Origin of the sequence: Frigoribacterium sp. PhB116, from assembly GCF_004364285.1 — a bacterium.
GTDB lineage: Bacteria > Actinomycetota > Actinomycetes > Actinomycetales > Microbacteriaceae > Frigoribacterium.
Map to the genome: position 1 here is coordinate 69,062 of NZ_SOBE01000002.1, position 23,277 is coordinate 92,338.

Here is a 23,277-nt window from a genome sequence, read left to right on the forward strand (position 1 = left end):
CTGGTGTTGGTGCTGGTGCGGTGCGGTGCGGTGTGCCGCCGCCGCCGCCGTCGGACGACTGGGGTGGTCGGCCCCGGCACGGCGACGGCCGGGCGCGGTCTACGACCGCAGCCGGATCCCGCTCGGGGTCGGGGCGAAGCCGGCGTCGCGCAGGGCGTCGCCGAGACGGGTGCCGAGGACGAACTCTCCGTCGACGCGCTCGACCGCGAGCTTGCCCAGCCTCGTCCGCACGACCGAGGCGAGCGAGCCGGCGGCCAGCGCGAGCTCGCGGTCGTCGGGCTCGCCGAACGTGAGCAGCGTCTTGCCGCCGCGCTCGACGTAGACGGTGAGGCGTCCGTCCACGAGCACGACGAGCGAGCCGGCCTTGCGGCCCGGACGGTGCCCGGTCTTCTTCGACGTGCCGGTACCCGTGCCCGACCCCGTGCCCGTGCCCGTGCCGGTGCCCGTGCTCGTGCTCGCGCCGGTGCCGGTGGTCGGCCGATCCGGGGCGGTGCCTGCTGCGTCGGGACGGGTCAGCCCCGCCGCCGCGGCCACGACGCCGGCGGCGCCCTCGGCCGCGGCGGGTTGCCCGGGCCAGGGCAGGGCGGCTCCGTAGGGGTTCGCGGGATCGGTCGCGGCCAGGGTCACGACGGGGATCTCGCGCCCGCGCCCGGCCGACGCGAGGGCGTCGTCGTCGCGGCGGTCGGTCTCGTCGCGGACGAACGACCGCAGCCGGTCGACCGTCGGCCCGGTCGCGAACTGGGCGGCGCCCAGACCCTCGACGAAGTAGCCACGGCGGGCCCGGCCCGTCTCCTCGAAGCCGCTCAGCACCTTGTAGACGGTCGAGAAGCCGCCTCGCACGCCCTCGTTCATGACGGCCCCGCGCGTCACGACGCCGTGTCGTTCGAGCAGGATCTCGGCTTGTGCCGCGGCGCGCACGGTGGCGTCGGGCTCGGCCAGGGGCAGCAGCGACCAGCGGCCGCCGACCGTCGGGGGCCCGGCCTGACGCGGCATCGTCACACGACCTCGGCTGCGGTACGACGACCGCGACCTGGTCGGCGTGCGGGGACGGGACGCCTTGCCGCTCACCTGGGTGCGCAGCGGCGCGAACGTGTCGTTGGTGATCTGGCCGGCCCAGACGAGGTCCCAGATCGCGGTGACGAGCGCCGCGTCGTCGGTGCTGCCCACGGCGTCCGAGAGCTGCCGGAAGAAGTACGCCCCGCCGCCGGCCAGCGCGCCGAGCACCTCGCGCTGCAGCTCGTCGGTGTCGGTGCCGAGCGGCTCGGGCAACGTCACCTGCGCACCGTCCGCGAGGTGCAGGCTGACCCAGCCGTCGTTCCCGGCCAGGCTGCCCGAGCCCGACCAGATGACCTCGCCGGTCGCCGTCAGCTCGTCGAGCATGCCGGGGCCGTAGTCGGTGACGCGCGAGGGCAGGATCAGCGTCTCCCACGCGGAGGCAGGCAACGCGACCCCGCTGAGCTGGTCGACGACCTGCACCACGCCGTCGAGCCCGCGCAGCCCCGAGCCCTTGGTGCCGGTGGCGACGTGCTGCCAGGCCGGGAGGAACCGGCCGAGCGTGTCGGGCGCGACCGGCTCGACCTCGTGCCGCAGCGCCGCGAGCGACCTGCTGCGGAGCCGCTTGAGCACCTCGGAGTCGCACCACTCGCTGCCCTGCTGCTGGGGTCGGAACTCGCCCTCGACGACCCGCCGCTGCACCCCGAGCTTGCGCAGGGTGTCGAGCACGACGGCCGTCCCGAGCCCGAGCCGGTCGGCGACCATCTGCGGCGTGAACGGGGCGTGGGTGCGCGCGAAGCGACCGACGAGGTCGCCGAGCGGATCGTCGACCGGCTCGACGAACGCCGTGGGCACGCCGATCGGCAGGGCGACGCCGAGGGCGTCGCGCAGTCGCGACGCGTCCTCGATGCCGGCCCAGCGCTCGGTGCCGCCGTGGATGAAGCGCAGCACGCGGTTCGAGCGGACGAGGTCTGACAGGGCTGTCTCGAGCCTGGTGCGCCCCTCGGCCGCTTCTCCGGACGAGGCAGCCACGGCGTCGCCCGCCGGGGCGCTCGCATCTGCTCCCGCTGCGCCCGCTGCGCCCCCGGTCTCGGCCTCGCCCTCGGCCGTGCTGGTCGCCGCGCTGCCGGCCGTCGTCGCCAGCCAGCTCCGGTCGACGATCTCGGAGGTGGTCAGCGGCCCGAGCAGGCGCAGCAGGTCGACGACGCCCTCGATGTCGCGGGCGCGGCGGTCGGGAGCCAGGCGCTGCAGCTCGAGCTCGTGCTGGTCGATGACGTCGGCGTCGAGCAGCTCGCGGAGCTCGGCCCGGCCCAGCAGCTCTTGCAGCAGGGTCGAGTCGAGCGAGAGGGCGGCCGCGCGCCGCTCGGCCAGCGGCGAGTCGCCCTCGTACATGAACGCGGCGACGTAGCCGAAGAGCAGCGACCGGGCGAAGGGCGAGGGCACCTCGGTCTCGACCTCGACGACGCGCACGGCGCGGGTCTCGAGCTCGCGGGTGAGGCTCATCAGGGCCGGCAGGTCGTAGACGTCCTGCAGGACCTCGCGCACGGCCTCGAGCACGATCGGGAACTGCGGGTACTTGCGTGCCACGTCGAGCAGCTGCGAGGCCCGCTGGCGCTGCTGCCAGAGCGGCGAGCGACGGCCGGGGTTGTACCGGGGCAACAACAACGCGCGGGCCGCGCACTCGCGGAAGCGGGAGGAGAACAGGGCGGAACCGCCCACCTCCTCCGTCACGATCGCGTCGAGGTCGTCGCCCTCGAACCGGAAGAGCTCGGCCCCGGGAGGCTCGGCGTCGGTGTCGGGGATGCGCACGACGATCCCGTCGTCGGCCGCCATCGCGCCGCCGTCGACGCCGAGCTGGTCGCGGATGCGGGCCGAGATCGCGAGGGCCCACGGCGCGTGCACCTGCATGCCGTAGGGGGAGTGGAGGACGAGCCGCCAGTCGCCGAGCTCGTCCCGGAAGCGCTCGACGACGAGGGTCGTGTCGGACGGCACGTGTCCGGTCGCCTCGCGCTGCTCGGTGACGAAGGCCAACAGGTTGCGGGCCGCGCGCTCGTCGAGCCCGCCCTGCGTGACCCGCCGGGTGGCGTCGTCGGTCGACGAGCTGGCGAGCTCACGGATGTAGCCCCCGATCGCACGGCCCAGCTCGGCCGGACGGCCGATCCCGTCGCCCTTCCAGAAGGGGACGCGACCCGGCTGCCCGTAGGCAGGGGAGACGAGCACGCGGTCGTGCGTGATGTCCTCGATGCGCCAGCTCGTCGCGCCGAGGGCGAAGACGTCGCCGACCCGGGACTCGTACACCATCTCTTCGTCGAGCTCGCCGACGCGGGCGGCCTTCTCGCCGACCATGAAGACGCCGAACAGGCCGCGGTCGGGGATGGTGCCGCCGCTCGTGACCGCGAGCCGCTGGGCGCCGGGTCGACCGGTGAGCGTGCCGTGCACGCGGTCCCAGACGATGCGGGGCCGCAGTTCGGCGAACTCGTCGGAGGGGTACTTGCCGCTCAGCAGGTCGAGCGTCGCGTCGTAGGCCGAGCGGGGCAGGGTCGCGAACGGGGCGCTGCGGCGCACGGTCTCGAACCACTCGTCGGCGTCGATCTCGTCGAGGGCGACGGCCGCGACGGTCTGCTGGGCGAGCACGTCGAGCGGGTTCGTCGGCACGCGCAGCTCTTCGATCAGGCCCGCCACCATCCGCTCGGCGGCGACGGCCGAGTGGATCAGGTCGGCCCGGTGCTTGGGGAACATCACGCCCCGGCTGATCTCGCCGACCTGGTGCCCGGCCCGCCCGACGCGCTGCAGGCCGCTGGCGACCGACGGCGGCGACTCGACCTGGACGACGAGGTCGACCGCACCCATGTCGATGCCGAGCTCGAGCGAGCTGGTCGCGACGACGCAGCGGAGGCGTCCGCTCTTCAGGTCGTCCTCGATGATCGCTCGCTGGTCTTTCGAGACGGAGCCGTGGTGCGCGCGCGCGAGCAGCGGCTCGCTGCCCTGGGTCTGCCCGCTGCCGCCGATCAGCTGGGCCGGTGCGCCGCCTCCCACCATGGGGTTGCGGGTCGCCACCGTGGCTGCGGACGGCGCGAAGGGATCGACCGCGGTGGACGAGACCGAGGCGTCGGAGCTGCCGGAGGCGCCGGCCGCGACCTCGGGGACGGCGCCGGCGGGCACCAGCTCGCCTCGCGCCTCCTCGGCGGCCTGCAGCGCGGCGGCCCGGGTCTCGACGTCGGCGCCCGTGCGCTCGAGGTAGATGTCGTTGAGGCGCGCGGTGAGCCGCTCGGCCAGCCGACGCGAGTTCGAGAAGACGATCGTCGAGCGGTGGTCGAGGATCAGGTCGACGATCCCCTCCTCGACGTGGGGCCAGATAGAGCCCTGCGGAGCACTGCCCGCGGCGGAGCCCTCGAGCGGCGCGGCCGTGCCCAGCTCGGTCATGTCGTCGACGGGCACGACGACGCGCAGGTCGAAGGTCTTCTCCGACCGTGGGTTGACGATCGTGACGGGCTTGCGGCCGGAGAGGAACCGGGCCACCTCGGTCGGCGGGCGCACCGTCGCCGACAACCCGATGCGCTGCGCGGGCTTCTCGAGCAGCGCGTCGAGCCGCTCGAGCGACAGGGCGAGGTGGGCGCCGCGCTTCGTGGCGGCGACGGCGTGCACCTCGTCGACGATGACGGTGTGCACGCCCTTGAGGTTCTCGCGGGCTGCCGAGGTGAGCATCAGGTAGAGCGACTCGGGAGTGGTGATGAGGATGTCGGGCGGGGTGCGCTGCAGGAGGCGGCGGTCGCCGGACGACGTGTCGCCCGACCGCACCCCGACGGTGAGCTCGGGTGCGTCGATGCCGAGCCGGCGAGCCGTCTGGGTGATGCCGACGAGGGGCGAGCGGAGGTTGCGCTCGACGTCGACGCCGAGGGCCTTGAGCGGCGAGATGTAGAGGACCCGTGTGCGGTGTTCTCTCACCTCGGGCGGCGGCCCGCTCGCGAGCGTGTCGATCGACCAGAGGAACGACGCGAGGGTCTTGCCCGAGCCGGTCGGCGCGATGACGAGGGCGTCGTCGCCCTCGCTGATGGCCTGCCACGCCCCCTGCTGCGCGAGGGTGGGCGCCGCAAAGGCGCCCCGGAACCACTCGCGGGTCGCGGGGGAGAAGCGCTCGAGGATGTCGGTCATCGTGAGGACCATCCTGCTCCGGACCACCGACACTGCGCCGAGAGCGCGGCACGACGGCGGCTGCCCGGGCCCCGGACGTCGGGGGCCGCCGCTACGGTGGGCGCATGCCGAACCTGCTGCACCTCGACTCGTCCGCCGACACGGCGACCAGCCGGTCGCGCGCCATCACCGCCTCCTTCGCCGACGCCTGGCGGTCGCTCGGCGACGACCACACGGTGACGCGCCGCGACCTGCACGTCGACCAGCCGCCGCACCTCAGCGACCCGGCCCTGCACTGGCCCGCGCGGCTGCGGCTCCCCGGCGCCGCCCCCGACCCTGCCGCCGAGGCCCTCCAGGCCGAGCTGATCGCCGAGCTGACGGCCGCCGACGTGGTCGTCGTCGGCGCCCCTCTCTACAACTACACGGTGCCGTCGACGCTCAAGGCCTGGCTCGACAACGTGCACCTGCCCGGGGTCACCGCGCCCTTCGACGGCGACGACCAGCAGCCGATGCTCGGCCGTCCGCTGCTGATCGCGACCAGCCGGGGCGGCTCGTACGACGTCGGCTCGCCGACCGAGGGCTGGGACCACGCGGTGCCGGTCCTCGAGCAGATCCTGGGGGCGACGCTCGGCATGGTCGTCGAGGTGATCGCGGTGAACCTCACGCTGAGCGGACAGATCGCGATGCCCGACGGGGCGCGCGAGCGAGCCGAGCGCGAGCTCGCCGAGGCGCTCGCGGCGGCCGCCGACGCCGCGCGCCGCCTCGGGTGAGCGGCCGTGCCGGCCGCCTCGGTCGCCGCGCGCAGATCGTCGCGGCCCGGGTGCTCGGCTACCTCTCGGCGGTGCTCGCCGTCGTCGGCGTCGTGACGCTCGCCAAGGGCAGCCCCGGCGTGGGCGGCCTGCTGTTGCTCGCCGCCTTCGTGCTCGTCGCGATCGCGTACGCGTTCGTCCGCAGCGTGGCCCGGCGCAGCGTGGCCCGGCGCAGCCCGGACCGGACCAGCCCGGACCGGCCCAGTTCGCGGGCCGGCTCCCGCCTCAGGCGACCCGGGCGATGAGCCCGCGACCGTAGTTGAGGCGCGACTGGGCCTCGAACAGCTGGGCCTGGCCGTCGGGCAGCGCGGGCTCGAAGCTCTGGTGGGTGAACGAGCCGTTCGTCGCGGTGAACTGGACGAAGCCCGAGCGGCGGTCCGCCTTGACGAAGAAGAACGCGATCGCCCCCAGGCCGATGATCGTCCAGAAGAACAGCACGAGCAGCACGACGCCGAGGGCGATCGCCCAGCCCGGCGTGTAGCGGTCGGTCCGCGACATGTCCTGGACGAAGAGCTGCGTGCCCGCGAGCGGACGCGTGCCCGACGGGGTCACGAGCTCGTGCTCGGTGAGGGTGATGTCGCCGTACTGGACGAGCGCACGGGGAGGCGCGGGCCGGCGGGGCGGGACGGGGACGAGCTCGCTCGACATGAGGGCCTCTCGACGATCGGGGTGAGGTCCCAGGATGGCGGTCTCGCGGGCCGGGCGCCAACCCCCTCGCGGGGGAGGAGCCCGGGGCGGCGACCGGGCACGCCGCCGGCCCCGCTGTCGGCGGCAGCGCCTAGGGTCGGACCATGCACAGTCGCACCCTGGGCCGCACCGGCCGCGAAGTATCCGTCATCGGCCTCGGCACCTGGCAGCTCGGCGCCGACTGGGGCGACGTCAGCGAGAGCGACGCGCTCGAGGTGCTCGGCGCCTCCGTCGAGTCGGGCGTCACCTTCTTCGACACCGCCGACGTCTACGGCGACGGCCGCAGCGAGAAGGTCATCAGCACGTTCCGCGCGGCGAACCCCGACCTCCCGCTGACCGTCGCCACCAAGATGGGCCGACGCCTCGACCAGGTGCCGTCCAACTACGTGCGCGAGAACTTCATCGCCTGGACCGACCGCTCGCGTCGCAACCTCGGCGTCGACACCCTCGACCTGGTCCAGCTGCACTGCCCGCCGTCCGCCGTGTACGACGACGACGCCGTGTACGACGCGCTCGACGAGCTCGTGCAGAACGGGGCCATCGCCTCCTACGGGGTGTCCGTCGAGGAGGCGCAGCAGGCGCTGACCGCGATCGCCCGCCCCGGCGTCGCGACCGTCCAGATCATCCTCAACGCGTTCCGGCTCAAGCCGCTCGACGAGGTCCTCCCCGCGGCTCTGCGTGCCGGGGTCGGCATCATCGCCCGCGTGCCGCTCGCCAGCGGGCTGCTCTCGGGCAAGTACACGGCCGAGACGACGTTCGCCGAGAACGACCACCGCACCTTCAACCGTCACGGCGAGGCCTTCGACCAGGGCGAGACCTTCAGCGGCGTCGATTTCGAGCAGGGCGTCCGCGCCGCGCAGGAGTTCGCGGCGGCCGTGCCCGACGGCGTCACCGTGCCCCAGGCGGCGCTCGCCTGGATCGTCGACCAGCCGGGCGTCAGCACCGTCATCCCGGGGGCGCGCAACGTCGAGCAGGCGAAGGCCAACGCGGCGGCCGGCGACGTCGAGCTCGAGGAGGGCCTCGACTCCGAGGTCGTCCGCATCTACGACGAGTACTTCCGCGCTGCGGTCCACCCCCGCTGGTGACCTGGTGAGAGGCCCGAGATCGACCGCGGCGCACACGCCGACGTCGATCTCGGGCCTCTCGTGCGCCCGGCCGGGCCGCCGTCGGGCTCGTGCGGGCCCGGCCGGGTCGCGGTCGGGCCCGGCCGTGCTCGGGCCGGGGTACAGCGACCTGACCAGCCGGGCAGCCGCGCGGGCGTAGACCGGGGTCATGGCCGACAACATGTACACGCCCCAGAACCCCGTCGAGCAGTACCCGCAGCCTCCCTTCGAGCCGCAGCAGCAGTCCGCGCCCGGGGACGTCCACGCGATGAAGCCCGAGCCCGACCACGGCGAGACCAGCTACGTCGGCAGCGGCCGTCTGGCTGGCCGCAAGGCGCTCGTCACCGGCGCCGACAGCGGCATCGGCCGTGCGACCGCCATCGCCTACGCCCGTGAGGGCGCCGACGTCGCGCTCAGCTACCTCCCCGAGGAGCAGGCCCAGGCCGAGGAGGTCGCCCAGCTCGTCCGCGACGCCGGACGCACCGCGGTGCTGCTGCCCGGCGACCTCCAGGACGAGCAGACCAACGCCGAGGTCGTCGAGAAGACGGTCGCGGAGCTCGGCGGGCTCGACATCCTCGCGATCATCGCCGGGGTCATGCCGACCGTCGACAGCATCGACGACTTCGAGACGAAGACGCTCGACCACGTCCTGAAGGCCAACATCTACCCGCTGTTCTGGCTGACCAAGGCGGCGTCGCCGCACCTGGAGCCGGGTGCGTCGATCCTCACGTGCTCGTCGATCCAGGGATTCCAGCCGTCGCCCTCGCTGGCCGAGTACGCCGTCTCGAAGGCCGGCATCGCCAACTGGACCCGTGCCATGGCCCAGCAGCTCGCCGAGCGCGGCATCCGGGTCAACGGCGTCGCCCCCGGCCCCGTCTGGACCCCGCTGCAGCCCGCGTTCGTGCCGAACGAGAAGATCGAGACGTTCGGGTCTGAGGCCGCCTACGGCCGTCCCGGACAGCCCGTCGAGCTGGCCCCGTCGTTCGTGTTCCTCGCGAGCCAGGAGTCCAGCTACATCAGCGGCGAGACCATCGCGGTCACCGGCGGCACGCCGATCCACTGAGCCGCGCCTCCTGCGGTCGTCGACGGTCCGTCCTGCAGCTGCGGGGCGGGCCGTCGGTCGTTCGGGGGCTCGTCCCGCGATGCGAGACGGATCCTCCTCCGCGCGACCGCGTTGCCGCCTCCTTGCGGCCCCCGACGCAGGAACGCTCTCACATTCGAGAGTGATCCGGATGCGGGTCCGGGTCCGGGTCCGGGTGCGGGTGCAGGTCCGAGCCCGAGCCCGAACCCGAACCCGAGCCCGAGCATCGCCGCGGGACTACGCCCAGCGCGTGCCCTCGCCCGCGAGCACGGCCCGATACCCCTCGCGGAACGTCGGGTAGGCGAACGTGAAGCCCGTCCCGCGCAGCAGCCCGTTCGACAGCCGCTTGTCGCCGCCCGCCTGACGCCCCGCAGGAGGTGCGGGCTGCGGAGCAGGGACGCCCAGCTCCGCGGCCAGGAAGACCAGGACGTCGTCGAGCCGCGCCGGCTCGTCGTCGGTGCCGAGGTAGACCGGTCCCACCATCGCGAGCCCGGCGAGGTGGACGAGCGCGGCGGCGGCGTCGTCCCGGTGGATCCGGTTGGTGTGCGGCGACGTGCCGGGCGTCTCAGCCAGGGTCGCCGACCCGCCGCGCACCTGCTCGATCAGGCGTTCGCGCCCCGGACCGTAGATGCCCGAGAGCCGCACCAGGGTCGCGTGCGGTGCGCGGTCGCGCAGCAGCGCCTCCGCCTCGACCAGCACCGCGGCCGTCGGGGTGCCGCCGGTCGCGGGGGTCTCCTCGGTGACGAGCCCGCCGTCCTCGACGTCGTACACCGCGGTCGACGAGACCACGAGGAGGCGCGGGTCGGCCGCCGAGCGCTCGATCCCGTCGAGCACGTGCGCCAGCCCGTCGACGTACGTGGCCCGGTACTCGTCCGGGTCGCGACTGCCCGCGGCGAGGGCGACCACGACGACCGTCGCGTCGTCGTCGATCACGGGAACCTCGGTGCGCAGGTCGACGGCGCGGCCCTCGAGCTGCTCGGGCAGCACCTCGGGCCGACGGCGCAGGCCCACCACGCGGTGCCCCGCGGCGGCGAACCGCAGGCCGGTCTCGGTGCCCAGGTCGCCGCAGCCGGCGATGACGATGCTCATCGACCGAGCGTACCCACGGAGGTGCGGCGCGGCCTGGGCGGGCGGCAGCGAGCTCGAGACGGGTGCGGCGGCTCAGAGCCGCTCGAGCGTCGCCGGGTCGAGCGTCCCGTCGAAGAACCGCCCGAGCGCACGGGCGAAGCGCTCCTCGGAGGGGTCCGCCTGGGCGAAGAGCGTCAGCGACGAGTGCAGCTTCATCGCGTCGACCTCGCCGAGCACGTCGACGGCGGAGGGCCCGACAGCGCCGTCGCGCACACCGTCGACCGTCCCGTCGGGCAGCTCGAGCAGGGCGTCGACGCAGTCGAGGAGGCGCGGGCCGAGCACCGGGTGCGCGAGGAACGCCCGGGCGGCGCCGACCGTCTCGAGGGCGAAGTGCTGCGAGGTCGCGCTGGTGCCCAGCCCCGCCACCTGCGGGAACACGAACCACATCCAGTGGCCGCGCTTGCGCCCGGCGCGCAGCTCCCGCAGCGCGTGGTCGTACGTGCCGTCCGCCTCCTGGGCGTCGACGAAACGGTCGAGGTCGTGGCACGAGAGCAGGTCGTCGTCGGTCATCGTCCCGGTCTACGCCCGTCGACGGGAGGTGCGTCCGACACGGGGCCCGTCGTCGCCCCTGCGAGCCCGCGACCCTCCAGGGGCTGGCGGAGCCGTCGCCGCACGAGCTAGTCTGGTCGGCTGCCCGGACCGGGCGGCGCGTCCCCGCCGCACGCCTCCGCGGCCCGAGAGACCACGATGACCTCCACCGCCGAGCCCGGCCACGAGCCCGCCGTCGAGACGCCGACGCACGCCGTCGTCGTCGTCGAGCAGATCCCCTTCCCCGCGTCCGTGTCGCCCGACGCCGCCGACGTGCCCGACGCCGCCGCTGCCGACTACGTCGCCGCCGTCGACCTCGAGAACGCCGTCCGCCGCGCCGCGATCGGCTCCGACGAGCTCTCATGGGAGCCCGACGAGCAGCTCCCCCACCTGCTCGACGAGGTGCACAGCGACCACCGGCTCTTCGGCGTGCGGGAGCAGGGCCGTCTCGTCGCGGTCGGCTGGTACGAGACGCGACGCGAGGGCGACGCGGCGACGACCGCCTGGCTCGACGTGTCGGTGCTGCCCGAGGCCCGTCGCCGCGGCCACGGCACGCTGCTGGCCGAGCACCTCGAGCAGCTCGCCCGCGCCGAGGGGCGGACCCAGGTGATCGCCTACGTGCGCTCCCGGGGCGAGGGCGAGCCGCGCCTCCTTCCTCCCACCGGCGCCGGGTCGGTGCCACGGGAGAACGACGAGGTGCGCTTCCTGCTGGCCCGGGGCTGGGAGCTCGGCCAGGTGATGCGCTGCAGCCGGCTGCAGCTGCCCCCGGACGAGGAGGCGCTCGGCACGGTCCGCGAGCGGGCTCGGTCGGCCGCGGGCGACGCCTACCGCCTGCACACGTGGGTCGGCCGTTCGCCCGAGCGCTGGGTCGACGACCTCGCCGCGCTCGAGACGCGGATGAGCACGGACGCCCCCGCCGGCGGCCTCGACGAGCCCGAGGACGTCTGGACCGCCGAGCGCTGGCGCGACGAGGAGGAGCGCTCGCTCTCCGGTCCGCGCACCCGCTTCACGGCGGTGGTCGAGCACGTCGCCTCCGGCCGGCTCGTCGGGTTCAGCCAGGTCGAGGCGCCGGCCGACCGCGCGCGACCGGCGTTCCAGCAGGACACCCTCGTGCTGCGCGAGCACCGAGGTCACCGGCTCGGCTGGCTGCTCAAGGTCGCCACGACGGACCTGCTGCTCGCCGAGCGTCCCGGGCACCCCGCGGTGTTCACCTTCAACGCGGAGGAGAACCGGCCGATGCTCGACGTCAACGAGGCCGTGGGCTTCGTGCCGTTCGAGCACGAGGGGGCGTGGAGCAAGAAGCTGTGACGCCGCGACCTCGTGTCAAGGCCCTGACCGCGTCCGACGTGCCCGGCTACCGTCGAGCACGACCGGTGGGGAGGGCAGCTCCCCGCCGGTCGTCGACTCCCTGGACGTTCACGTCCGTCCGTCCGTCTGCCCCGCCCGCCGCCGTCGATGTCGAGAGGTCCCCGCCGTGAGTCCCTTCCTGCCCCGCACCGCTGTCGTCACGGGCTCCGAGTCCGGGATCGGCCGGGCGACCGCGGTCGCCCTCGCCGAGGCGGGCCTCGACGTCGGCGTGACCTGGCTCGACGACCAGGCGGGGGCGGAGGCGACCGCCGAGGAGGTGCGTTCCCGTGGGCGCACCGCCCACGTCGCGCACCTCGACCTAGGGCAGCTCGAGAGCTGCGGGGACGTCGTGGACGACCTGGCCGAGCGGCTCGGCGGCCTCGACGTGTTCGTGAACAACGCGGGCACGGGGTCGTCCGTCCCGGTCGTGGACCTCTCGCTCGAGGAGTGGCGGCGGGTCGTCACGGTCGACCTCGACGCCGCGTTCGTCTGCCTGCAGCGCGCCGCCCGGCGGATGGTCGCAGCGGGCACCGGCGGGCGCATCATCGGCGTGACGAGCGTGCACGAGCACCAGCCGCGGGTCGGCTCGGGCGCCTACGACGCCGCGAAGCACGGGCTCGGCGGGTTGCTCAAGACGATGGCGCTCGAGCTCGGCCGGGACGGCATCACCGTCAACGCGGTCGCGCCCGGCGAGATCGCGACCCCGATGACCGGGCAGGCCGACGTCGACCCCACGACGGTCGACCGGCCCGGCGTTCCGCTCGGTCGTCCCGGTGACGCGCGCGAGGTCGCGGCGGTGATCGCGTTCCTCGCGTCGCCCGCGGCCGGGTACGTGACGGGCGCCTCCTGGGCCGTCGACGGGGGGATGCTGCAGATGGGGCCACAGGGCGGGTCGCACCTGGTGGGCGACGGGTGGCGGCGCGTCTGACCGCGGACTCGCGTCCTACGCCGTGAAGTCGGCGCTGATCTCGGCGTGCACCTCGATGTCGGCGGGGGCGAGGTCGAAGCCGCCACCGCCTCCTGCGGGCGACATCGCGGCGCGGGCGAGGCCGAAGGTCGCCGCGCCGCCCGCCGCCCCGGGGCGCAGTCCGGGCTCGAAGACGGCGACGAGCACGGGCTGCGACAGGCCGAGCGCTTCCGCGTAGTCGCCCGCTCGCGTCACAGCGTCGGCCACGGCGGCGACGCGGGCCGCCCGCTCGGCCTCCGCCCGCGAGTCGTGGCCGAGCGACCACTCGAGCGCGTCGACCGAGACGCCGTCGACCCGGGCCAGCTCGGACACCCAGGCAGAGAGCGCCGCGAAGTCGCTGAACCGCACGACGACGACCGAGCGCGCCCGGAAGCGGGCGGACAGGTCGGGGTCGGGAGTCGAGGAGGTGCCGTCCGCGTCCCAGCGGACCGGCGGGGCCACGGGGCCCACGGTCACGTCCTGCGCGCTCCACCAGGTCGCGGCGCCCTGCCGTCGGTGCCCCGTGGCCTGCTCGGAGACCCGCGCGTGCAGCGACTCGGCCTCGGCGACGACGGCCTCGCGGTCGGTGCCCTCGGCGACGAGCGACAGGTGCACGACACCCCGCTCGGCACGGTGCCGGTGGACGACGGAGCCGGTGACGGCGATGGTGGTCATGGTGCCTCCTCGAGCGGGCGGGCGGTCCGCCGGGGCGGGGCGCGCCTCCTCGGCGGTCACCGCTCGGCAGGCCGGGCTCGGCCTCCGGGGCCGGGCTGTGCCTCAGGCTACGGGCGCCTCGTCCGCGCCGTCGAGCACGGCGGGAGCCGTGACCCGCGACATGAACGCGACGAGGTCGGCGAGCTCCTCCTGCGAGACGCCGTGGGCGAGGCCCGGGTAGACGGTCTGCTCGGCGTCGGCGTGCGTCTCGAGCCAGGCGGAGGTGCGCTCGACCGCGGCGACCGGGATCACCGAGTCGACGTCGCCCCGACCGTAGAAGACGGGCGGCCGGACCTCGGCGAGGGCCTCGTCACGAGCGGCGGACGCGGCCGCGGTGTCGGGGTCGGCGTCCGACGCGGTCGGCACGACGAAGCCCGCCAGCACCGCGGCGAACTCGAAGCGGCGAGGAGCGTGGCGCAGCAGCTGCAGCGACAACGAGCCGCCCTGCGAGAAGCCGAGCAGGCTGACCGAGGGGTGTGCGTCGCCGAGCGAGTCGAGCCAGGAGAGCACGGCCTCCGCGGCGTCGTCCACCGCGCCGGCGGACGGTGCGCCCGGCGTGCTGAGCGGGTACCAGGAGAAGCCGTCGCCGTGCGGCATCGGGGCGCGCAGCGACGCGAGCACCACGTTCTGCGGCAGGTAGGGGGCGAGTCCGATCAGGTCGCCCTCGTGCGAGCCGACGCCGTGCAGCAGCACGACGAGCGGCCGCCCGGCCCGGTCGGGCTCCTCGACGGACCAGCGGACGAGGGCGGGATCGATCGTGACCATGCCTCGACCCTGCCAGACGGGCTGACGGGACGCGCGCCTCCTCGGGGCTCGGAGAGCGTTTCGTCACCCGACCGTGACGAAGGCCTAGTAGACAGGGGGCCATGAGCTCTGTCCAGACCCCCGACCCCACGCCCGGCGACCCCAACCCGGGCTGGCTGTCCGAGGAGGAGCTGTACACGATCCGGCAGCGCATGCCGATCCTCTACGTCGAGGCGGTGCCGGTGCGGACCGACGGCATGGGCGTCGTGACCGAGGTCGGGGTGCTGCTGCGCGCCTCCGAGGAGGGGTCGATCTCGCGGATGCTCGTCTCGGGGCGCGTGATGTACGGCGAGAGCCTGCGGACGGCGCTGTTCCGCCACCTCGAGAAGGACCTCGGGCCGATGGCGTTCCCGCAGCTGCCGCCGTCGCCGGTGCCGTTCCAGGTCGCCGAGTACTTCCCGCTGCCGGGGTCGTCGGTCTACACGGACGCCCGCCAGCACGCCGTGTCGCTCGCCTACGTGGTGCCCGTCACCGGCACCTGCGACCCCCGCCAGGACGCGCTCGAGCTCACCTGGCTGACGCCGCACCAGGCCGCGTCGGACGACGTCGCCGGCGAGATGGAGGGCGGGCGCGGGGCGCTGCTGCGGAGCGCGCTCGCCTCGGTCGGCGCGCTGCAGTAGCGCGCCGCGCCGCGCCGCGCCGCATGGCGCTGCGTGGCGCGCCCGCGCCCGCGCCCGCGCTGCGTGGCGCGCCCGTCGGCATCGCTGCACCCCTGAACCCGCGCTGCACCCCTGGAACCGAGGGTGCGATGCGGATCCGCGGGTGCAATCGGATCCGAGGGTGCGGCCGGCGATTTGTCCACAGCCGAGGAGGCGCGGGTCGCGACCCGAGGACCGCCTGCGACATGTTCGTCTCGTGCGTGACATGTCAGGACTGCTCATCCTCCGGCAGGAGGTCGTGGCCGACGGGGGCGACAGCTCGACCCTCGAGCGCGACGCCCGGCGCGGGCGCCTCGTCCGCCTGACCGCAGGGGCGTACGTCCGCGCCGACGCGTGGGCCGCCCTGACCCGCGCAGAGCAGCACGGAGCCCGCGTGCACGCGGTCGTGCCGCGGCTCGGGCCGGACACGTTCGTGTCGCACGAGTCGGCCCTGGCGCTGCAGGGCTTCCCGCTGCTGGGCGAGTGGCCGACGCGGGTGCACGTCGTGTCCCGGGGACGCCCGCGCACCAAGGTCAGCTCGACCGTGCACCGACATGCCGTGGCACTGCGGGACGACGAGACCTCCGTGGTCCAGGGGCTGCCGGTGGTGCTGCCGCGACGGGCAGCGGTCGACGTCGTCCGCCGACGGGACCTCCGTGGCGGGGCCGTCGTGCTCGACCACGGTCTCGCCGTCGGCGCGTTCTCCCGGGAAGACCTCGAGGGGGTCCTCGCCGAGCGCGGTCGTGCGCAGGGCAGCCGGCGGGCCGCCGCCTCCGTGGCCTTCGCCGACGGGCGAGCCGAGTCGCCCGGGGAGTCGATCAGCCGCGCCGCGATGCACTCCGCGGGGCTGACGCGACCCGAGCTGCAGGCCCGTCTGCCGGCCGAGGGGTCGCTCGTGGGGTTCGTCGACTTCTGGTGGCCGTGCTGCGGGGTGATCGGCGAGTTCGACGGGGAGGTGAAGTACAGGGACGCCGCGATGCGCGCAGGGCGCACCGCCGAGCAGGTCGTCGTCGATGAGAAGCTGCGGGAGGACGCCCTGCGTGCACTGCCCGGTGTCCGCACCGTCGTGCGCTGGGGCTGGGCGGAGGCGCTCGCGGTCGAGCCGCTCCTCCGGAAGCTCGCCCGCGCGGGCGTCTGCTGAGGCGGTACCGCCCGAGCGCGTGGTCCCCGCCGCGCGGTGCCCCCCCTGTCCGGCACTGCACCAGCGGTTCCGGAGGTGTCGTGCGGGCTCGGGGGTGCAGCGCGCGGCGCAGGCTCGCAGCGTGGGCGGTCCGGCGTCGGGGGAACCGGCTGCGGCGGGCGCAGCGCGACGCCCCCGGGCGGCGCGGTGGCGCCGCCCGGGGGCGTGGGTGCAGGTGGTGCCGTGGGGCCTAGCGGCCGCCGCGCTGGCCGCCGCCGCTGCGGGGCTTGCCGCCGACGAGTCCGCCGACCTTCAGGCCGCCGGGACGACCGCCGTCCGAGGAGGCGCGACGCGAGCCGCCGCCGGAGCGACCGCCCTGCGAACGCTCGCCCTGCGACGCCGCGAAGTCGGCCTGGTCGTTGCGCACGGCGTTCGTGCGGCTCTGGCCGCCGTCGCTCTGGGCGCGGCGTCCGGGCTGGCGGGTGCCGCGAGCCTCGGAGTCGCGAGCGCCGCCGTCGCGGGCGCCGCCGTCGCGCACCGGCGACACCGCGCCGCGGCCCGACTCGGTCGAGTAGAAGGTCGAGGCGCCGCCGCGGGGAGCCGCGTCGCGCGAGCGACCGCCGTCACGACCGTCACGTCCGCCACGGGGTGCTCCGTCACGACCGCCCGAGCGGGCGGGCCCGCCGTCGCGACCCGCGCCTCCTGCACGCCCGCCGCCCGCAGCGGGACGACCCGAGCGGTCGGCACGAGCGATCGGGGCGCCGGTGCTGTCCTGGCGGGCGGCGCGCTTGCGCTGGGCGTTGGCGCCCTGCGAGCGACCTCCGCCGCCTCCGCCGTTGCCGCCCTGCTGCTGCTGCACGGCCGACTTCGGCAGGGGCTTGACGTACGCGGCGACCTCGCCGACGAGCGCCGCGACCTCGGGGGAGGAGGTCGTGACGGCCGTGGTGGTCGGCTTGATGTCGGCCTTCTTCATCAGCTGGGCGACGTCGCGCTTCTGGCTGGGGATGACGAGGGTGACGACGTCGCCCTCGGCTCCGGCCCGAGCGGTGCGGCCCGAGCGGTGCAGGTACGCCTTGTGCTCGGTGGGCGGGTCGACGTGGATCACGAGCTCGATGTCGTCGACGTGCACGCCGCGGGCGGCGACGTCGGTGGCGACGAGCACACGGGCGGTGCCGTCCTGGAACGCGGCGAGGTTGCGGTCGCGCTGCGGCTGCGACAGGTTGCCGTGCAGGTCGACCGAGGGGATGCCGGCCTCGGTCAGCTTCTTGGCGAGCTTCTTGGCGTGGTGCTTGGTGCGCATGAAGAGGATGCGGCGGCCCTTGCCCGAGGCGAGCTTCTGCACGAGGGCGTTCTTGCTGTCGAGGTCGGGCGTCTCGAAGACGTGGTGGGTCATCGCGGCGACGGGCGAGTTGGCCTCGTCGACCGAGTGCAGCACCTCGTTGTGGAGGAACTGCTTGACCAGCTTGTCCACGCCGTTGTCGAGGGTCGCGCTGAAGAGCAGGCGCTGGCCGTCGTTCGGGGTGGCCTTCATGATGCGGGTGACGCCGGGCAGGAAGCCCAGGTCGGCCATGTGGTCGGCCTCGTCGAGCACGGTGATCTCGACGGCGTCGAGCTTGATGAAGCCCTGCTTCATCAGGTCCTCGAGGCGGCCGGGGCAGGCGATGACGATGTCGACGCCCGACTTGAGGGCCTGGACCTGGCGGTTCTGCGAGACGCCGCCGAAGATCGTGGTGGTGTTCATGCCGTACGCGGCCGCCATCGGCGCGAGGACGGCGTCGATCTGCGTGGCGAGCTCGCGGGTCGGGGCGAGCACGAGGCCGAGCGGGCGGCCCGGGCGGCGCTTGCCGCCGGCGAGCTTGCCGCCGAGGCGCGCGGCCATCGGGATGGAGAAGGCGAGGGTCTTGCCCGAGCCGGTCTTGCCACGGCCGAGGACGTCGCGTCCGCCGAGGGTGTCGGGGAGCGTGTCGACCTGGATCGGGAACGCGTTCTCCTTGCCGTCCTTCGCGAGGGCGGAGACGATCGGGGCAGGGACCCCGAGGGAGGCGAACGAGACGGCGGGAGCGTCGGTCGCGTCGGCGGCCGGGACGACGGGGGAGTCGGTGGTGAGTGACATGCGTGCCTTTCAGGGGCAGGTGTCGAGCCGGGCCGAGGCTGCGGGCCACGCGTCCTGGTCGCCTGGACACGGTGGTCGTGGGCGTTCCGGAGAACGGCGGTGCAGAGCCGGTGAGCGGCTGTCGTAGCCGGGCTCGAGGTGTGGCGACGGTGCAGGTGTGCACGATCGTTTCGCCGCAGAGTGAGCTTCGCGCGCCTGCTGGGTGCCTGGGTGTGTGCCAGGGCGAGAGGCGAGGAGGGGCGTGCTACGACGCAGGGAGCCGGTCGGGCCGACTCGCAAGTGACCCCAGCTTAGCGGCACTCGTCGCAGAACGCGAGGAGGTGCGAGCCGGGCACCCAGGAGGTGCGGGCCGGCACGCGAGGAGGCGCGGGCCGGACAGCCCGCCTGCGCCCGCCGGGCAGGCGGGTCGACCTAGGAGAAGAGGCCGCGGATCGCCTTGCCGAGGGCTGTCCTCCGACGGTGCCAGCCGTGTGCGGCGAGGGTCCGCTTGACGGGACCGACGACCTTCGCCGAGTTGAACGTGTACGAGCCGGACGCCGTCCCGACGCTGCGCTCGGTGTTGATCTCCGATCGCTTGTACTCATGGGTCTCGGGCAGCAGCGTGATGCGCAGCCGGTAGCTGGAGCGGCTGCTGCCGAGCATTCCCCGGGCGTCCTGGTACACCCAGGTGGCGACGATCCTGCCGCCCTCGACGGCGACCGTGAACGGGTTCGCGGGGTCGCGGCCGAGCGCGAGCAACGCCTCCGTCACGACCTCGGGCGAGGACGGGGCAGGCGTCGCGGAGGAGGAGCCGTCGGGCGGCGTCGTCGCGGTCATGCGGCCACGCTAGCGGACAGGTCGTCCTGCCCCTGCTGCGCCGTCCGGGCGGGGGCTCAGTGCGCCCCGGAGTACCGCTCGCCCACGGGGATCTCGACGGCGACGCGGTTGCCCGGCTGCGCGAGCGGGCAGGCCCACGCGGGGTCGTAGGCGCAGCTCGGGTTGTAGGCGAAGTTGAAGTCGAGCACGATCGTGCCCGGCTCCGAGCCGGGCCCGAGGTCGGCGCCCTTGACGGAGTCGATCAGGTACCGACCGCCTCCGTAGGTGCCGCCCGGCTTGCCGGCGAGCGCGTCCCCGACCGGGACGAACAGGCCGCCCCCGTACGAGCGCAGCCGCCAGACGTCGAGCGAGCCGACGCCCGGCACCTCGGCGCGGCCTACCCGGTCGAAGGGCACGTCGCCGTCGGTGCCCGTCTCGACGACCATGCGGTGCGGCTCCGCGGGCAGGATCGGCACCTCGAAGCGCCAGGCGGCGTCGTACGGCTTCGTCGGCAGGCCCGTGAAGTGAGGCCTGTCCTCGGGCAGCAGCGGCGTGACCGGGTTCGTCGTGAAGAGCTCGTCGCGGGTGCGCCGCCACAGGTCGTGCGCCGCCTCGAGGTCGGTCGCCTCACGCACCTGTCGGTACAGCCCGTGGATCGTCCGGCGCCACGCGGCCAGCGCGAGGCCCGAGTCGGTGTCGGGCACGAGCGGCGCGGCTGCGCCGGTGTCGCCTGCGGCGGAGGGGGACGAGGAGGTGGGGGTCGGGTCGGTCACGCGGGCGACGGTAGTCGGGACGCACGGTGTCGGTGCCAGACTCGACGGCGGGGAGCGAGGGGCGTTCCCCGGAACGAGGGGGAACACCATGCGGGCACTGCACACCGCCGGCAGCGTCGTCATGATCGCCGTGCTGGCCGCCGGCCTCGCCGGCTGCACCGTCGAGGCGAACCGGACCGTGTCGGCTGACAAATTCGCCACGACCGTGGCGGACGGCCTGGAGGAGTCCGTCGGCACCCGGCCCGACGTCGACTGTGGCGACGAGGCGATCGACGTGGTGGACGGTGGGGAGGTCCACTGCGACGTGAACACGCCGGGCTACGACGTCGTCTACGACTCGCTCGTGACCATCAGCACCGACGGCGGCGAGGACTACCACGTGGACGTCGCCGTCGACGAGCAGCCGAAGGAGTAGGAGCGGGAGGGGCCGGGCGCGTCACGCCCCGGCCCTCCTGGTCAGCCCGCGTGCCGCGGGTGCGCCTCGGGTGCGCGCCAGCCCGGCGCGAGGGCGCGCATCCGGAGCGCGCGCCACTGCCAGACGAACCAGAGCCCGGGCCAGAGCGCGATGCCGATCGGCCCGGCGTGGAACACCAGGCGGTCGCGCAGCAGGGTCTCGTCCGGGCCGAGCGGCGACACGGCCATGCGGTGGTCGATGCGCATCCGCGAGAACTGGCCGGCGGTGCCCTTCCCGGTGTCGCGCTGGATCCAGGCGCCGTCACGGTCGTGCCAGTCGAGGTCGACGTGCGTGTCGCCGAGGGGCAGCAGGCCCAGGATGTGCGCGGTCACGGGGTGCGCCTCCTCGGTCCAGCGGTCGGGGAAGCCCTCGGGCGCGAGCGAGCGGTAGCGCACCAGCGGCTTGGTCACGGCGACCATGACGGCGGGGTCGCGCAGGGCGTCGGCCGCGGCGTCGACGGGACAGGCGAGTCGGATCTTGAGCTGCACGTGCATGTGGACGAGTCTGCTCCCGTGGGCTGGGCGGCGGGCGCGGCGCTCGCGGGGCTCTCCTCGTTCAGGAAGATCTGTCCTGAGGCGTGCGGCGGGGGGACTCGCGGTCCTGAGTCGTGCACGGTCCAGGAGGCGCGGGTCGTGACTTCCTGAATGGTGCAGCCGGAGCAGGAGCAGGAGCAGGAGCCGGGAGCCGGAGCCGGAGCCCTGAGCCCGGACCCCTGAGTTCGCGGCCCGCAGTCCGCGCCCGTCGTAACGCGGGGCAACGCACCGACCCGAGGAGGCGCCCCGACCTACCCTGAGGACGTGACCGCATCCCGCACGGCCCCGCAGCAGACGGCCCCGCAGCAGACAGCCCCGCAGCAGACGGCCCCGCACCAGAAGCAGGAGCCGCAGCCCCCTCGCCGGAAGCCGCACCAGTCCAAGTACCAGGTCCGCCTCGACCAGGGCGTCGCCGGTGCGGCCCGCGTCGTGTCCGGGGCGCACGTCGTGGTCGTGGTCGACGTCCTCGACGGGCACGGTCTGCTCTCGACGGCGGACGTGCTCGACGCGGTCGCCGCCGTCTCGGACGCCGGGGCGCTCGTGCTGCACGCGACCGCCGCCTCCTCGGCCGACGTCGCCCGCCGGGTGCTCGACCGCCAGGCCGAGCGGGGCGACCGCGCGGTCGTGGCCGTGGTCGCCGCGGGCGCGCTCGACGACGACGGGTTCCGCTCCGCCGTCGAGGACGTCCTCGCCGCGGGGGCCGTGGTCGACGCGCTCGCCGCCTCCGGCATCGACTTCTCGTCGCCCGAGGCCGCTGTCGCGTGCGCCGCCGCCGTCTCGCTGCGGGGGGCGCAGTCCCACCTGCTGACCGCCTCCTCGTCCGCTGCCGAGCTCGCGGCGACCGGACGTGAGGAGGCGCTGGTCGCGGCCCGGACACCGGCCGCGGTCGCGACGGTGCACCGCGTGCCCCTCGTGGCGGAGGCGACCGGCCGAGACGGCGGTGCCCACGCCGGTGCGGGCACCCACGTCGGTGCGGGCGACGACGCCGGTGCGGGCGACGACGCCGGTGCGGGCACCGATGGCGGAGCTAGCGGCGGCGGCGACGCGCTGCGCCTGGACGGCTCTCGCGCGCACGGCTCGCACGGGGAACAGAGCGAGCCGGCGTAGCGTTCTGCTCAGCACGGGGGCCGACCGAGCCCCCGACCAGAGGAGTGGACGATGAAGGCAGTTCTGAGCGACGGCACCGTGGTCGCCGAGGCACCGAAGGACGAGCTGATCTCGATCGAGGGCAACTGGTACTTCCCGCCCGCGAGCGTCAACGACGAGCTCTTCGAGAAGAGCCCCACGCAGTACCACTGCCCGTGGAAGGGCGACACCCAGTACTTCAGCGTGAAGGACGGCGAGACGCTGCTGCAGGACCGCGCGTGGAGCTACCCGACGCCGATCCCCGCGTCGTTCGACCGCGTCGGCAAGGACTACACCGGCTACGTCGCGTTCTGGAAGGACGTGCAGGTCGTCGAGTAGGCGCACCTGCCGCCTCGCACCCCCACACGAGCATCGGACCCCTGAATTCGAGGGTGCGAGGCTCGTTCGGGCGTGTGGCGTGTGGCGTGTGGCGTGTGGCGGTGGGCTGCAGGCTCACCCGGCGCGTTCGGCGTGACGCTGGCGCGTCACCGCTGAGCCGAACGCGCCCGATGCGCGCGGACCTTGGCCCGGTTGCCGCAGCGCTGCATCGAGCACCAGCGGCGGCTGCGGGCCCGCGACTCGTCACGGTAGACGAGACCGCACAGCGGGTTGGCACAGCGGCGGAGGCGCGACTCGTCCCCGCCGCCGAACCCCACCTCGTCGAAGAGCCGCACCCCGTCGCGGGCGACCGAGGCGAGCGCCTGACCCAGCCGCAGCCGCCCCGCGCCGGCCTGACGGCGGCCCCCGGCGAGTGCGGGAGGCACGTCCGGCGTCGCGGCGAACAGGTTGAGCATGTCGACGTCGCCGGGGTCGGGCGAGGCTCCGTCGACCGCGGCGACGGCCAACCGGGCGATCGCGTCGCGGAGGCCACGGGCGTCCGCGAGCTCGCGGTCGGAGGCTCCGCCGCCTACCCCGGGGAACCGCTCGGAGAGCCAGTCGTCGAGGTCGGCGGGCAGCAGGAGGCCGTCCCAGGGCGACGAGCCGTCGGTGGGCTGAGCGAGACCCGACTCGGGGCCGAGGCGCGAGCCGGCGCGGAACCCGCCGAGGTACGCGAAGTCGAGCGCGAGCGCCCCGGAGTCGAAGAACCAGCGCGTGCCGGTGTCGGAGCGCAGCCACTGCCCAGTCGTCATCTGACCACCCTAGCTGGTTACGCAGCCCGGCCCGCGCCTCCTGAGCTGTCTGGTCGGCACATGCCGACCGGGGGAGCGCGACACGCCACGTGTCGAGGCGCATCCCGAACGTGTCGAGGCTCTGCGGTCGGCATTTGCGGGCACCACGGGGCGGAGGCAGCGGCAGCGGCAGCAAAGCGAGAGAGATCTGGCAGACGACTCGCCGCGGGCCTGAGTCCTGGGTCGCCGACTGGCGGATCTCTCTCAAATTCGGCAGAAGTACAACGTGGCGCTCGGTGCCGGGTGCCCGGCGTCTGGCGTGAGGGGCGCGACCTCGGGGCTCCGA

The 23,277-nt window shown here is 74.5% G+C and carries 22 protein-coding genes; 11 read left to right on the forward strand and 11 right to left on the reverse strand.

The window, feature by feature from the left end:
- Positions 1-99: 99 nt before the first annotated feature.
- Entirely contained in the window at positions 100-5,145 is a 5,046-nt protein-coding gene (locus EDF20_RS06710; RefSeq protein WP_133738177.1) for a DEAD/DEAH box helicase, read from the reverse strand.
- A gap of 104 nt (positions 5,146-5,249) precedes the next feature.
- Here EDF20_RS06710 and EDF20_RS06715 point away from each other — a divergent pair, with 104 nt between their 5' ends.
- Positions 5,250-5,894 (forward strand): NAD(P)H-dependent oxidoreductase, encoded by a 645-nt coding sequence (locus EDF20_RS06715; protein ID WP_123547595.1) that lies wholly within the window; start codon positions 5,250-5,252, stop codon positions 5,892-5,894.
- Positions 5,891-6,178: a hypothetical protein gene (locus EDF20_RS06720; RefSeq protein WP_133738178.1), complete on the forward strand. Its 288-nt coding sequence runs from the start codon at positions 5,891-5,893 to the stop codon at positions 6,176-6,178. Before EDF20_RS06715 ends, EDF20_RS06720 begins: the two co-directional genes overlap by 4 nt.
- Here EDF20_RS06720 and EDF20_RS06725 read toward each other — a convergent pair.
- Positions 6,159-6,581, reverse strand: coding sequence for a hypothetical protein (locus EDF20_RS06725; protein WP_123547597.1), 423 nt, complete (start codon positions 6,579-6,581; stop codon positions 6,159-6,161). The two genes, EDF20_RS06720 and EDF20_RS06725, sit on opposite strands and share 20 nt — an antisense overlap.
- A 143-nt stretch (positions 6,582-6,724) precedes the next feature.
- Here EDF20_RS06725 and EDF20_RS06730 point away from each other — a divergent pair, with 143 nt between their 5' ends.
- Together EDF20_RS06730 and EDF20_RS06735 are read left to right on the forward strand one after the other, a co-directional pair.
- The gene (locus EDF20_RS06730; RefSeq protein ID WP_133738179.1) at positions 6,725-7,705 is read left to right on the forward strand and encodes an aldo/keto reductase; all 981 of its coding nucleotides are present in this window, start codon (positions 6,725-6,727) and stop codon (positions 7,703-7,705) included.
- A 187-nt stretch (positions 7,706-7,892) separates the two neighbouring features.
- Complete coding sequence (locus EDF20_RS06735) at positions 7,893-8,786, forward strand: SDR family oxidoreductase (protein WP_133738180.1); 894 nt, start codon at positions 7,893-7,895, stop codon at positions 8,784-8,786.
- A gap of 255 nt (positions 8,787-9,041) precedes the next feature.
- On the opposite strand, the gene EDF20_RS06740 is transcribed toward EDF20_RS06735, so the two are convergent.
- Together EDF20_RS06740 and EDF20_RS06745 are read right to left on the reverse strand one after the other, a co-directional pair.
- A complete protein-coding gene (locus EDF20_RS06740) occupies positions 9,042-9,893 on the reverse strand; it encodes an SDR family NAD(P)-dependent oxidoreductase (protein WP_123547600.1) in 852 nt (283 codons plus the stop codon).
- Between the two features lie 72 nt (positions 9,894-9,965).
- Positions 9,966-10,442 carry a DUF1810 domain-containing protein gene (locus tag EDF20_RS06745; protein WP_133738181.1) on the reverse strand — a complete coding sequence of 159 codons (477 nt, stop codon included), beginning with the start codon at positions 10,440-10,442 and terminating at the stop codon, positions 9,966-9,968.
- Between the two features lie 177 nt (positions 10,443-10,619).
- Between EDF20_RS06745 and EDF20_RS06750 the strand changes: the two genes are divergently transcribed.
- Both EDF20_RS06750 and EDF20_RS06755 read left to right on the forward strand, forming a co-directional pair.
- A complete protein-coding gene (locus EDF20_RS06750) occupies positions 10,620-11,768 on the forward strand; it encodes a GNAT family N-acetyltransferase (protein WP_133738182.1) in 1,149 nt (382 codons plus the stop codon).
- A 166-nt stretch (positions 11,769-11,934) separates the two neighbouring features.
- On the forward strand, positions 11,935-12,735 hold the full coding sequence (locus EDF20_RS06755; RefSeq protein WP_208292599.1) for an SDR family oxidoreductase: 801 nt from the start codon (positions 11,935-11,937) through the stop codon (positions 12,733-12,735).
- Between the two features lie 15 nt (positions 12,736-12,750).
- On the opposite strand, the gene EDF20_RS06760 is transcribed toward EDF20_RS06755, so the two are convergent.
- Positions 12,751-13,428 carry an SIMPL domain-containing protein gene (locus EDF20_RS06760; protein WP_133738183.1) on the reverse strand — a complete coding sequence of 226 codons (678 nt, stop codon included), beginning with the start codon at positions 13,426-13,428 and terminating at the stop codon, positions 12,751-12,753.
- Positions 13,429-13,530: 102 nt separating this feature from the next.
- Entirely contained in the window at positions 13,531-14,232 is a 702-nt protein-coding gene (locus EDF20_RS06765; protein WP_123547604.1) for an alpha/beta hydrolase-fold protein, read from the reverse strand.
- Positions 14,233-14,333: 101 nt separating this feature from the next.
- Between EDF20_RS06765 and EDF20_RS06770 the strand changes: the two genes are divergently transcribed.
- Positions 14,334-14,891 (forward strand): NUDIX hydrolase family protein, encoded by a 558-nt coding sequence (locus EDF20_RS06770; RefSeq protein WP_123547605.1) that lies wholly within the window; start codon positions 14,334-14,336, stop codon positions 14,889-14,891.
- A 244-nt stretch (positions 14,892-15,135) separates the two neighbouring features.
- On the forward strand, positions 15,136-16,050 hold the full coding sequence (locus EDF20_RS06775; RefSeq protein ID WP_133738184.1) for a hypothetical protein: 915 nt from the start codon (positions 15,136-15,138) through the stop codon (positions 16,048-16,050).
- Between the two features lie 229 nt (positions 16,051-16,279).
- Here EDF20_RS06775 and EDF20_RS06780 read toward each other — a convergent pair whose 3' ends face one another.
- The 3 genes from EDF20_RS06780 to EDF20_RS06790 form a co-directional block, all read right to left on the reverse strand.
- The gene (locus EDF20_RS06780; RefSeq protein ID WP_123547607.1) at positions 16,280-18,142 is read right to left on the reverse strand and encodes a DEAD/DEAH box helicase; all 1,863 of its coding nucleotides are present in this window, start codon (positions 18,140-18,142) and stop codon (positions 16,280-16,282) included.
- Positions 18,143-18,553: 411 nt separating this feature from the next.
- Positions 18,554-18,958, reverse strand: a complete 405-nt coding sequence (locus EDF20_RS06785; protein ID WP_133738185.1) for a hypothetical protein — start codon at positions 18,956-18,958, stop codon at positions 18,554-18,556.
- 56 nt (positions 18,959-19,014) lie between these two features.
- Positions 19,015-19,641, reverse strand: coding sequence for a DUF1684 domain-containing protein (locus tag EDF20_RS06790; RefSeq protein WP_233569148.1), 627 nt, complete (start codon positions 19,639-19,641; stop codon positions 19,015-19,017).
- Between the two features lie 157 nt (positions 19,642-19,798).
- Between EDF20_RS06790 and EDF20_RS06795 the strand changes: the two genes are divergently transcribed.
- On the forward strand, positions 19,799-20,125 hold the full coding sequence (locus EDF20_RS06795; protein WP_123547610.1) for a DUF4333 domain-containing protein: 327 nt from the start codon (positions 19,799-19,801) through the stop codon (positions 20,123-20,125).
- A gap of 41 nt (positions 20,126-20,166) precedes the next feature.
- Here EDF20_RS06795 and EDF20_RS06800 read toward each other — a convergent pair whose 3' ends face one another.
- Positions 20,167-20,658 carry a hypothetical protein gene (locus EDF20_RS06800; RefSeq protein WP_133738186.1) on the reverse strand — a complete coding sequence of 164 codons (492 nt, stop codon included), beginning with the start codon at positions 20,656-20,658 and terminating at the stop codon, positions 20,167-20,169.
- 303 nt (positions 20,659-20,961) lie between these two features.
- Here EDF20_RS06800 and EDF20_RS15870 point away from each other — a divergent pair, with 303 nt between their 5' ends.
- Both EDF20_RS15870 and EDF20_RS06815 read left to right on the forward strand, forming a co-directional pair.
- Positions 20,962-21,804: a phosphosulfolactate phosphohydrolase gene (locus tag EDF20_RS15870; protein ID WP_208292600.1), complete on the forward strand. Its 843-nt coding sequence runs from the start codon at positions 20,962-20,964 to the stop codon at positions 21,802-21,804.
- A gap of 51 nt (positions 21,805-21,855) precedes the next feature.
- Entirely contained in the window at positions 21,856-22,161 is a 306-nt protein-coding gene (locus EDF20_RS06815; protein WP_123547613.1) for a DUF427 domain-containing protein, read from the forward strand.
- 146 nt (positions 22,162-22,307) lie between these two features.
- Here the strand turns inward: EDF20_RS06815 and EDF20_RS06820 are convergent, their stop codons facing one another.
- On the reverse strand, positions 22,308-22,952 hold the full coding sequence (locus EDF20_RS06820) for a CGNR zinc finger domain-containing protein (RefSeq protein WP_133738188.1): 645 nt from the start codon (positions 22,950-22,952) through the stop codon (positions 22,308-22,310).
- Positions 22,953-23,277 lie beyond the last annotated feature (325 nt).